The sequence below is a fragment of the uncultured Adlercreutzia sp. genome (genome assembly GCA_910585575.1).
GTDB lineage: Bacteria > Actinomycetota > Coriobacteriia > Coriobacteriales > Eggerthellaceae > Adlercreutzia.
Genome location: CAJUFS010000006.1, coordinates 1 through 11855, shown reverse-complemented (window position 1 = coordinate 11855; position 11855 = coordinate 1). Strand labels below are relative to the sequence as shown.

Here is an 11855-nt window from a genome sequence, read left to right as displayed (position 1 = left end):
GCTCTTGTCTATACCGGCGGCAGCGTCACCTTGAAGGTTGTCTCATCGGCCGCATAGGGTGCCTCAAGCCCGAGCGCGGCGGCCAGGCAGCTGGCGGCGTACCAGGGCAGATACACTACCTGGCCCGCTTGCTCCACGTTGAGGCGGGAGAGAACGTAGCCCGTGCGGCCCTGATAGTCAGGGCGAGAGAGCAAGTCGCTGAGCGCGGCGTGCGCCTTCGGTGACCAGCCCGACTTGATTTCCAGGGGAATAACCCCTCCCAAGCCGTCTTCAACCAAGAAGTCGACCTCCCCGCGCTTTCTGTTCATGTAGTAGAACAAATCGCACCCGAGGGCGGCAAGCTGCTGCGCAAAAACATTCTCGAAAAGGTGCCCATAGTTCGCCTTGCGATCGTCCAGGAATACCTCCCGCGCGACGCTCGAAGGATAGCGACTCACCAACATGCCCGTATCCGACTCGTAGAGCTTAAAGCTGCTCGCTACCTCTGTTGCCATCAAGGGGCTCTTGGGATCACGTACCACATCGCACTTGAGAGCCACACCCGCTGAGACCAGCCAGTAGAAATCGAGCTTGTACTTATCGTAGCGCGCGCCCTCGCCGAGGGAGTTGAGTTTGAATCGCATTGATTTTGCATCAAGCTGTAGCGGCAGCTGCTCGAAGATGGCCCGTACTTCAGGAGCCATAGCGCCCGCATATTTCGTGACGTCGTGCACATAGTTGACCACGAGCCCTGCCTGCGTCTCGCGCACGCGGGAAAAATCTTGCGAGTCGACGAACACCTGCACCGCAGCCGGCATACCTCCCACCACTACGTACGTTCGGAAGTAAGCGAGCAAACTTTCGTGAATGTAGTCGGGCACAGGCTTCTTGTTGCGGCAGCATTCTGCCACCGTTCCCAGCGCCTCGGAGCTCACATCGTTGGCCCAGCAGAACTCCTCGAAATCCATCGGGTACATGCGAATTTCGGACACAAAGCCCACGGGATAGGAGCGAACCTTCTTCAGCTCTGTTCCCAGCATGGAACCTGAAAACGCATAGGCGAAGCGGCCATCCTGAACAAGGAACTTTGCCATAGTGAGAATGTCGGGCAACTCCTGAATCTCATCGAAGAAAACAAGCGTCTTGCCAGGCACCAGCTTGTTTTCAGCAAAGAAGGACAGGCGGGCTATCAAGTCGGTGGGGTTATGCGCCTGGGACAGCGCCTGCTTAGCCTCGTCGTTCTCGAGAAAGTTGATTGTCACGAGCGAATCGAACGTCTCGCGGCCAAGCCTCTCGACCAGAAAGCTCTTTCCTATCTGACGCGCACCGGTAACGAGAAGCGCCGTCTTATCGCAATTCTTGCGCCACTGCAGGAGTGCTTGGTATGCCTTTCGCTCGAACAAAGCAGGGCCTCCTCTAACGACGGAACAGCCGATCTACATTTTTGCGTACTTTTTTCTCTAGAAGATTAACACTTTTGCAAAGTTTTGCTTACATAAATGCGCAATTTTTCAGATCACTTTTCGACACTTTTGCAAAGTTTTTAAGAGATAACCTGCTCATTGAGGCGTTTTTATTCCCGCGAATAGCAAAAGAGCCGCTGCGTGCAAGCAGCGGCTCTTCGTCGAATCCGCTTATGCGGAATGCGCGACTACGCGCGGCCCAGGCTCTTCTCGTGGCGGGCGCGGGCCTCGTCGCTGTAGCGCTGCTGGTAGCGCACGTCCACCAGCTCGGCCACGATGGCGATGGCCAGCTCGGCCGGGGTTTTCGCGCCGAACTTCAGGCCGATGGGGCGCTTCACGCGGTCCCAGTCCGCCTCGGTAATGCCGGCGTTGATGACCAGGTCGTGCACCGTGGAGTTCTTGCCCGCGCAGCCCATCATACCCACATAGTGCACACCGTTCTGCAGCGCCCAAATGCAGCTTTCCGGGTCGAACATGTGGCCGCGCGTCAGCACGCACACGTAATCTTCGGGACGCGCCGGCATGTTGGGCAGCTCGCTGAAGTTGCCGCCGTGCAGCATGATGCGCTCGGCCTTCGGGAAGCGCTCCTCGTTCAGGAAGGCCGGGTCGTAGTCCACCGCAATCACATGGAAGCCCACGTGATCGGCCAACGAAGCCACTTCCACGGCCGCATCGGACGCGCCCAGCAACCACACGCGCACCTTGCCGAACAAGGGCTCGCTGGCCCAGGTGAGACCATCGAACTGATCGTTGTGCATGGAAGGACCGCGGGTGACGTCCTTTGCCTGGAACACATCGCGGGGGCTGAGCTCGCGCGAGGCGACGATTTCCTTCGCGTCATTGCAGAAGAACACGAGCGACTGCCCGTCGGCCGAGCCCTGCTCGCCGTACTTCTTCGTCACTTCGTTGTCCACGTTGCCCACAGCCGCCGCAGGGTCGTACACCACCTTGAAGCCGAGCCACGCCAAATCGCCCTCGTCCATAGCCTGCAGGGCACGCTCAAAGGTGGGAATGTCAGCTTCAGTGAGAGACGCAGCGATAGCCGCAAGCGCCTCGGGCCCAATGTGGGGATCGCCCGCCGTCGCCTCTTCCGAAAACGCCGGGACGTCTTCCACCGTAATGGTCGGGGTCTTCCCCGTCTTCAAATCCTCAATAACTGCTTCAATAACTTCACGCTTCATGAAAGTCCTTTACTCGCTGATGTGAATAATGCGGCGCTCGTCCATGGTCATGCGACCTTCGGCAATGGCCCGCAGAACGTTCGGGTAGATGACGTGTTCCACCTCGTGGATGCGCGTCTCCAGCGTATCGATGGTATCGCCCTCCAGCACCGGTACCGCCTGCTGGGCCACAATCGGTCCCTTGTCGTAATCTTCGTTGGCCAGGTGCACCGTCACGCCCGTCACCTTCACGCCCGCGTCCCAGGCGTCCTGAATGGCGTGCGCCCCCTTAAACGCCGGCAGCAGCGCCGGGTGCAGGTTCAGCACATGGTCGGGGAAGGCGTCGAGCACCACCGGGGTAAGTTTGCGCATGTAGCCGGCCATGACTAGGTACTCCGCGCCCGCTTCCTTCATGAGGGCGGCAATACGGGCGTCGGCAGCCTCGCGATCTTCATAGCAGCTGCGGTCGAACACGGTAACGGGGATGCCGGCCGCCTGCGCTCGCTCGATGCCGTAGGCGTCGGGACGCGACGACAGCACGTGCACGATTTCTACGGGCAGCCCCGCCGCAATTTCGTCGATAATGGCCTGCAGGTTCGTGCCGCTGCCGGACAGCAGCACGCCAATCTTCAGCTTTTCGGTCATGCGACCCCTTCCTTTGGCTGCGGAATGCCGATTTTGGAACCCTCGCTTGCGAACTCAATACATTAGTGGCTCTTTTGGCTGCGAAAGCACGGTTTTGGAACGCCTGCATCGCCCAATCGCTAGCGAGAGCCTCTTTTTGGCTGCAAAACGTCGGATTTGGAACCAGATTCGCGGCTCCGCGTTCCAAAATCGGCATTCCGCAGTCATTTCGAAGCCCTGCGCCACGAAAAGGCTCCTCCTACGCGAACAGCGCTCCCTCGTTGGTGTACTGCACGTCGCCCTGACCGGCCACGATGCGACCCACGCGGAACGTGCGCTCGCCCGCAGCCGCCAAAGAGGCCTCCACGGCCTCGGCCGCGGCCGGATCCACGATAAGCACCATGCCCAGGCCCATGTTGAACGTCTTCAGCGCCTCCGCCTCGGACAAGTGCGCCTGCTCGCAGGCAAAGCGCACCACGGGCGGAATGGGCCAGGAGCCCAAGTCCACCTCGGCGTTCACGCCCGCGGGCAGGGCGCGGTTCAGATTCTCGGTGATGCCGCCGCCGGTGATGTGGGCCAGGGCGCGAATGCCGCCGGGCACTTCCTCCATGACCGCGCGCACGGGCTTGACGTAGATGCGCGTGGGCGTAAGCAGGGCCTCCAGGATGCTCTGGCCACCCAGATCCTCGCGGGCCTCGCGCAGCTCTTCCTCGGAGCGGTCGCCGATGCATACCTTGCGGGCCAACGAGTAGCCGTTGGAGTGCAGGCCAGACGACGCCAGACCGATAAGCACGTCCCCCTCGCGCACCGCCTGGGGATCGAGCATCTTCGGACGGTCGACAATGCCCACGCAGAAGCCGGACAGATCGTAGTCGTCCGGGTCCATGACGCCCGGGTGCTCGGCCATCTCGCCGCCGATAAGGGCGCAACCAGACTGGCGGCAGCCCTCGCCGATACCCCCCACAATGTTGGCCATGGCCTGGGAATCCAGCTTGCCCACGGCCACGTAGTCCAGGAAGAACAGGGGCTCGGCGCCCGTGGCCAGAATGTCGTTCACGCACATGGCCACCAGGTCGATGCCCACGGTGTCGTGCACACCCAGACGCTGGGCCACCTTGAGCTTCGTGCCCACGCCGTCGGTGCCGGACACCAGCAGCGGGTCGTCCATAGCCTTGGCCGCCGCAATGGAGAACAGGCCGCCGAAGCCGCCAATGTCGCCCACTACCTCGGGACGATAGGTGGAGTGCACCGTGTCCTTGATGGCGTCGACGGCGCGGGCGCCCTCGACGATATCGACGCCGGCCTCGGCATAGGTGACGCTGGTCTGGTTTTCCATGGGGTTCCTTTCCATAGAGGAGGGGCCTTGACGGGCCGGCACCGGCGGCACCGGCCCAATAACATTACTGCTGCAGGAGCGCACCCGCCCTGCGGCGGGGCGCGCGGCTATTCGACGCGCTCATCAGAGGCATCGGCGATCTTGTCCACGGTCTTATCCTTTACCTTTTCGCCGCTGTACTCACCCGTGCCCACATATTGCGCGGGAACGAACTCGGCGATGTCGGCAAAAGTAATGTAGCGCCACGTGTTATCGGCACCATCGCAGGTGCAGAAGCCGAACAGCTTCGTGGCGTCGGGCACGGTATCGGAAGTGTCCGGATCGGCCGTCACCACGGAATTGTCGATAAGCCACTGCTTGAATTCCGCGAACTCAGCGTCGGTGGCGTAATTGGGCGTGGCGATGGAAGCGTGGGTCATGGGGACGTGCTCCACCGCAAAGGTTTCCAAGCGGTAGTTACCGTCGGGCGTGAGCAGGTAAATGGTGCGGTGCTTGTTGAACACCTCGCTTTCGCGGAACTCAGCGAAGGGAGCGAACATGGAGCCGTTGCGCATGTGGTGGCCGTAGAGGATGTTCACCTCGTCGGAGAAGTCGCCGCTGTTCTCGCCCGAGAGCATGATAGAGCCGTATTCGGCGCCGAACTTGCCCTCGCCCAGGCTGAAGTTATGATGCAGGTAGTACTCGCTATCGCCCTCTTTATGGGCCACCGGGTAGTTGATGACCGTGCCGGGCACGTACACCCAAGCCACCACGTCGGGGTTGATTTCACGCAGGGCATCCCAATCGACCACAAGATCGGCCAAGGTTTTGCCCTCGGGGTCGGGAAAGGCGCGCTCGGAAATCTGATCGTAATCGTGTTGGCCCTGCCAGTAGGTGTAGAACAGGTACCCCAGCGTGCCCAGCGATCCGATGAGCACGATAAGGGCGAGCCAGAACACGATGCGCCACAGCAGGCCGCCTTTTTTCTTCTTCTTTTTCTTTTCCTCCGCCGTGGAGGCCGGGCTCTCAGCCATAGGTTCTCCCCTTGCTCTCTCACAACTTTGAACGAGCGGGCGGGCCTCCCCCGGCCGGCGCCCGCGCAAGACGGCGGTTTCCCCGCGCCGCCTCAAATGAAAAAAGCCCCCCGAAGGGGGCCGGGTTACCGTTTATTTCTTCATCTCGTCCATGAAGCCCTTGGCGATGAACACCACGATGACGATAACGATGATGGCCACAACAGCCCAGATGGCCTCCATAGGCACCTGAAAACCGAACAATTCCATGAGGACTCCTTCTAATGCAACGGGCGCATTTCGCCCGCGGACGTGCTTGATGTTGGGTTCATAGTACCCCGAACACCCCCATTTCGCAAGGGAGGGAACCCCTCGTCGGCAGACGGAAACCAAACGGAAAGGCGCCCGTGCGGGCGGCGGCGCCGGCAGCAAAGCCACGGCCGCGGACGCGCCTCGCCCTTACTGCAGCGGCGCCTCGCCCAGGCGTTTCTCCAAAGCCTCCACGATGATGCGCAGCGCCTTGAGGCGCGCGTACTTCTTGTCGTCGGATTCCAGCACAATCCACGGCGCGAAGGTGGTGGAGGTCAGGCGGAACATGTCGTCGATAGCAGCCTTGTACTGAGGGTACTTCTCGCGGTTGCGCCAGTCGTCCTCGGTGATCTTCCACTGCTTGTTCGGATCGATCTCGCGATCTTGGAAACGGTGCAGCTGCTCCTCCGGGCTCACGTCTACCCAGAACTTCAGCAGGATGGCGCCCCAGTCCACCAGATCGTGCTCGAACTCATTGATCTCGTCGTAAGCCCGCGACCATTCCGCCGGCGTGGCGAAGCCCTCCACGCGCTCCACCAGCACGCGCCCGTACCAGCTGCGGTCGTACATGCCCACGTGACCCGCCTTGGGCAGACGCGTCCAGTAGCGCCACAGGAAGGGATGGGCCAGCTCGGGCTTGGTGGGTGCCGGGCTCGGATAGATGTTGTAGGCGCGGGCATCGAGGGCCTGGGCCACGCGCTTGATGTTGCCGCCCTTGCCCGCGGCGTCCCAGCCCTCATACATGAGGATGAGGGGCACGCGCTTCTGGTACATGATGTTCTCCAAGCGGAACAGACGCGCTTGGAGGGCCTTCAGCGTGTGCTTGTACTCCTCGGGAGGGCAGGCCAGGCTGTGGTCGATGGTGTCCACCTGCGGGTAGTCCGGCACGATGGCGAAGCGCGAGCTGCGCGGTGCTAAGTCGTGGGCCGCGGCGGCCTGGGCCTGGGCACGGGCCAACGCCGCACCGGTCAGCAGGCCGCGCCCGGGTAGCGGGGCGGCGGCAGCGGCTGCGGCGGCTGCGGAAGCCTCCCCGGCCATGGGGACGCCGGTGGCGGGAGCCGCGGGAGACAGGGGCGCTGCGGACGCAGCAGCCTCGGCCACCGCCTCCTCAGCTAGCGCCTCGGCCTCGGCCTGCTGCACGGCGAAGGAGCTGCGCAGCACGTCGTCGGCCTCCTTGCGCTTGAGCGCTCCCTCCAGCGCGTTCACCAGCGTGCGCGCAATGGTCAGGTTCGAGCGGCGCTTGTCCTCGCCGTTCAACAGCACCCAGGGGGCAAAGGGGTAGTCGCTGCGCTCCAGCAGACGGTCATAGAGCTCATAGGCCGCCTCGTAGCCATGGTGGCTGTGCAGCTTCTTGTCAGTGACGCGCCAGCGGGTGACGGGGTCGTCGTGCAGGCGGCGCAAACGCTCCACCTGCGCTTCCTTCGTCATATGCACGAAGAACTTCACCACCACGTAGCCGTCGGCCGTCAGCTGCTGCTCGAAATCGTGAATGGAGTCCAGGTAGTGGCGCTCGTCCTCCTTCGGCAGCAAAAGCTTGGCCGGCGCGTTGTACAGCATGTTCTGGATAACCGCCGAGTACCAGCCGCGATCGTAGAAGGTAATGGAGTTGCGCTCGCCCAGAGCCTTCCAGAAATCCTGCATGATGGGATAGTAGCCCGTCACGCCGCTTTCGCGCCCCGGGAACTCGCGGGCCTCCTCCGGGTCTAGATCGAGCCCCACGTACACCCCGGTGGAGCGCGCATCCAAGTTGTACATCAAATCCGAGATGCGGCTGCCCTTGCCGGCACCGTTCCATCCCTCGAACAGCACCACCAGGCCCACGCCGGCGTTGTGCGCCTGCTGCTGCAGCACCACCAGTTTCGCAATAAGCTCGTCGTGCTGGGCCTTGTAAGCGGCCTTCTTCATCTTCTTCTTGCCGAAATCCACGGTCTCCAGCATGGATCTCTCCTTCTTCTCCGAAACTCGTCCGTATTCATGCGGGCGCCTTCACCCGTTCATCCGCGACCATGCGGGCGCCTTCGCCCGCGAGTGCCCGCAGGCACCGTCGTCCGCACGGTCCCCCACGGGCCATGCGGACCTGCTCCCCTGCGCTCCGTCGCCCTCGCTCGCGCGCCGTCTTACTTGAACAGCTTGCGGAAGAAGCGCGTGAGGAAATTTCCCCGCGGCTTCTCGCCCACTACCTCGGCCGGCACCAACTGGCTGGTAGCGGCGGCGGCCGGAGCCGCGGGGTCAACCACCTGGGCAGCCGGGGCTTCGGCCTGGGGCGCCGCAACCGGGGCCTCGCTCGGGGCTTCCGTCGGCGCTGCAGGGGCCACAGGGGCAGCTGCGTCAGGCGCCGTCGGAGCATCGTCTCCCATGCGCGACGATACCTCGCCAGCCGCTTCGGCCGACGCCTCAGCACCGGCCGCCGGCGTTACCCCACTAGCCGCCTCCACCACAGCCGGCGCCGCTGCCCCCTCGGCGACCGCCCGCGCCTGGGCGGCGTCCATCTGGGCACGCTCGGCCACGGCGTCCACGGGGCGGTCATCCCGCACCATGCCGCGCGCCACCGACTCCTGCACCGAGGCCGCCGTAGCTGTAGCCGCTTCGGCCAGGGCCGCAGCGGCGTTGCGCTCGGCCTCGTCGCGCTCGGCGTGGGCCGCTGGCTCGTGGGCCACGTACTCGGACTCCTCCTCGGTGACCCGGCCGGCCGCCTCATCGGCGTCTACCACGCCCAAGGGGAACACCACATGAGCGGCAGGACCGTTGGCCTCGCGGCGCGCCGCCAGCTCGGCGGCGGCCAGGTGCATGCGCTGAGCCTCGGCGATGAGGTACTTCTGGGAGTCGAACAGCTCCACCTCGCCGTCGGCATCACGCTCGGCAAAGAAGCCCAGGGGCGTGTAGGAGCCATCGGCCAGAAGCTCGCGCAGCTTCGCCGTATCCGAGAAGCAGATGTCCAGATAGCCCAGCACCTGCTCGCGCAGGGTGTCGTTCAAGATAGGCCAGGCAATCTCAATGCGCTTGTCCATATTGCGCGTCATCAGGTCGGCACTGGACAGGTAGATCTTGCAGTGCTCTCGATCGCCGAACCCGTAGACGCGGCTGTGCTCCAGCAGCTGCCCCACAATGGACACCTCGCGCACGTTGTCGGTATAGCCCTCCACGCCGGGCAGCAGGCAGGAAATGCCGCGCACGAACAGGTGCGTAGGCACGCCGGCCTGGGACGCCTCGACAATCTTCTCGATAACTTCCTTGTCGGTGATGGAGTTCGTCTTGAAGAACAGGCCGCAGGACTCGCCGCGTTTCGCCCGGGCAATTTGCTCGTCGATGTTCTTCATGATGTTCTGCTTGATCATGAGCGGCGCCACCCAGAGGATGTCGTAATTGTCCGAGGTGTTCTCCAGCGCCATGTTGCGGAAGAAGTCGGCGGCGTCGGTGCCGATGGTGGGATCGGTGGTAATGAACGAGAAGTCGGTGTAGAGCTTGGCCGTCTTCTCGTTGTAGTTGCCCGTGCCCAGCTGGGTGATGTGCTGGAGGCCCTGGGGCGTCTGGCGCGTGATGGTGCAGATCTTCGAGTGCACCTTGAAATCGCGGAAGCCGTAGATGACGTGGCAGCCGGCCTGCTCGAAGCGCTGGGACCACTCGATGTTGTTGGACTCGTCGAAGCGGGCACGCAACTCGAAGAGCGCTGTTACCTCTTTGCCGTTCTCCGCCGCAGCAATCAGCGCCTCGGCCAAACGCGACTGGCTGGCCAGGCGATAAAGGGTGATCTTGATGGAGATGACCGACGGATCGAAGGCGGCCTCGTGCAGCAGCTGCACGAAGGCGTCCATGGACTGGTAGGGGTAAGACAGCAGCACCTCGCGCTCGGACACCTGCTCGATGATGGAGCGGCCGCGCTCCAAGCAGGCCGGCCACTGGGGCGTGAAGGGTGCCTGGGTGAGGCCCGCGCGCTTGGCGGCAGGTAGGCGCGAAGCCAGGCCCCAGGTGTAGCCCATGTTCAGCGGCACGCTGGTGACGAAAATCTGATGCTCCTGCAGCTCCAGCTTCTCCAGCAGCAGCGACTTCACCGTGCGAGACAGCGGGCGCTCGCTTTCCAGGCGGACTGGCGCCAGGCGGCTGCGCTTCTTCAGAATGCGCTTCATGTGCTCGCGGTAGTCCTCGCCCTGCTCCTCGGCGCCTTCGGTGGCGTCCAGGTCGGCGTTGCGCGTGACGCAGATGACGTTGGTGTGCTTCACCGTGTACATCGAGAAGATTTCAGCGGCGAACATCTCGATAGCATGCTCGACCAACATGAACGTAAGACCATCGCCGGGCAGCGCGATAACGCGGTCGGTCTGACGCGGCAGCGGAATGATGCCCAGGGTAACCCCGGCGGCGCCCATGTTCTTGGCCGCCTTGGCCTCGGCCTTGTCGCGGGCCTTCTCCTCCTTGGACTTCTTTCCCTTTTGGGCCTGCTCGTCCAGGCGCACCACGATGTAGAGCCCCCCGTTCTCCAAGTGTGGGAAGGGATGGCGCGTGTTGATGATCTGCGGCGAGAGGAACGGCAGCACGTTCGATTCCATATGGGCACGCAGGTAGGTGCGCTGCTCGTCGCTCAAGTCGTCCTTGCGCACGCTGCGGATGCCCTCGTCGGCCAGCAGGCCACGCAGGTTCTGGTAGGTTTCCTCGTAGTAGGGATACAGCTCGTGGCAGCGCGTGTAGATGGCGTCGAGCTGCTGAGCCGGCGTCATGCCGGACTTCGGGTCGATGATGGACTTCTTCAGCAGCGAGAGGTCGGTCAGCGAGCCGACGCGCACCATAAAGAACTCCTGCAGGTTGCTCCAGAAGATGGAGATGAAGTTCAAGCGCTCCAGCAACGGCACCGTGGGGTCGGCACCTTGGTCAAGGACGCGCTTGTTGAAGTCGAGCCAGGACAGCTCGCGATTTTGCATATACGGGGGCTTCTCGATCGTCGTGGCCGTCAAGTCCTTCGATGCTTGTTGATTCATTCTTCCTCCCTGAGTAAAGCGACCTTTCTAGTCTACCACTTGCCGCCAAAAACAGCCGAAAATGTGTCAGCTTTGTTACGGTAAGTTGACAAGACAGCAAAACCGTATCTGATCGTTTTACTCAGGATTGAGCAAGTCCCCTTCAACAGCGGCTATCCCGCCTCGTTTCCGCTTACCAACTTAAGGCCAATGATGCAGCCGACCAGACCGGCAATAAGCAGAATGCGCGGCCAATTGGCCGGCTCAGCGCCCGAAACCATGCCGTAGACAACCGTCAGCGCTGCGCCGATGCCCACCCAGACGGCATAAGCGGTACCGGTGGGCAGCGTCTTCACCGCATACGACAGCCCCAGCATGGACAACACCAGCGCCACCGCAAACACCACCGTGGGCACCGCGTGGGAGAAGCCCTCCGACTTCCCCAACGCGATAGCCCACACCGATTCCATGACCCCCGAGGCTACTAAAACGAGCCAATTCACGACGAGCCTACTCGTCGATGACCATGGTGGGGTTCTCGCGGGTGATGATCTGCTTGGCGAAAATGTCGGCGCCCAAATAGCGCTGCACCATATCGGACAGCTGATCGGTGGCGGCGGCCAGATCAGCGGCACGGGCCGGATCCACCGACTCGATGATAAGGAAGGCCTTGCTCGAGTCATCGGTGAGCGCCGTGCGCACGCCATCGCGCCAGTTCCAGCAACGGCAGATGGCGCCGGCGTTGTCGCGGTAGCACAGCTCCCCCTCCAGCGTGGGCGACTCCTCCTCGTCGCCCAGAGCCAGGAAGCTGTCGCCGCCCTCGGTGATGCCCAGGCGAATGTCGCCGTCCATGGCATCGATATCCTCGCCGCCCACGGGCAGCGCGTAGGTAAGCGACACGGTGTTGTAGATGTCCACCGACGGCGTGATGGCCCCCACGGGGTTGCCCTTTAGCACGCGCTTGAGCAGGTTCTCGATGGAGCAGCGGGCGCCCTTCTTCGTCTTGAACTGCTGATAGGCCTCGCGCCAAACGGCCACCACCT

9 protein-coding genes are annotated in these 11855 nt (G+C 62.8%); all 9 read right to left on the bottom strand.

Annotated features, from left to right (window positions below; translation table 11 throughout):
* Positions 1-8: 8 nt before the first annotated feature.
* Positions 9-1382, bottom strand: a complete 1374-nt coding sequence (locus QZ307_RS01295; RefSeq protein WP_295994638.1) for an AAA family ATPase — start codon at positions 1380-1382, stop codon at positions 9-11.
* Between the two features lie 248 nt (positions 1383-1630).
* Complete coding sequence (locus QZ307_RS01290; protein WP_295994635.1) at positions 1631-2623, bottom strand: XdhC family protein; 993 nt, start codon at positions 2621-2623, stop codon at positions 1631-1633.
* A gap of 9 nt (positions 2624-2632) precedes the next feature.
* Positions 2633-3247, bottom strand: a complete 615-nt coding sequence (gene purN, locus QZ307_RS01285) for a phosphoribosylglycinamide formyltransferase (RefSeq protein WP_295994633.1) — start codon at positions 3245-3247, stop codon at positions 2633-2635.
* Positions 3248-3485: 238 nt separating this feature from the next.
* Complete coding sequence (purM, locus tag QZ307_RS01280) at positions 3486-4562, bottom strand: phosphoribosylformylglycinamidine cyclo-ligase (RefSeq protein ID WP_295994630.1); 1077 nt, start codon at positions 4560-4562, stop codon at positions 3486-3488.
* Between the two features lie 107 nt (positions 4563-4669).
* A complete protein-coding gene (locus tag QZ307_RS01275) occupies positions 4670-5575 on the bottom strand; it encodes a class B sortase (RefSeq protein WP_295994625.1) in 906 nt (301 codons plus the stop codon).
* Between the two features lie 438 nt (positions 5576-6013).
* The gene (locus QZ307_RS01270; RefSeq protein ID WP_295994595.1) at positions 6014-7801 is read right to left on the bottom strand and encodes a polyphosphate--AMP phosphotransferase; all 1788 of its coding nucleotides are present in this window, start codon (positions 7799-7801) and stop codon (positions 6014-6016) included.
* A gap of 179 nt (positions 7802-7980) precedes the next feature.
* Complete coding sequence (ppk1, locus tag QZ307_RS01265) at positions 7981-10833, bottom strand: polyphosphate kinase 1 (RefSeq protein WP_295994592.1); 2853 nt, start codon at positions 10831-10833, stop codon at positions 7981-7983.
* A gap of 152 nt (positions 10834-10985) precedes the next feature.
* Entirely contained in the window at positions 10986-11315 is a 330-nt protein-coding gene (locus QZ307_RS01260; protein ID WP_295994589.1) for a multidrug efflux SMR transporter, read from the bottom strand.
* 7 nt (positions 11316-11322) lie between these two features.
* Positions 11323-11855: phenylalanine--tRNA ligase beta subunit-related protein (locus tag QZ307_RS01255; protein WP_295994586.1), on the bottom strand; the 533-nt coding region annotated here is incomplete at its 5' end.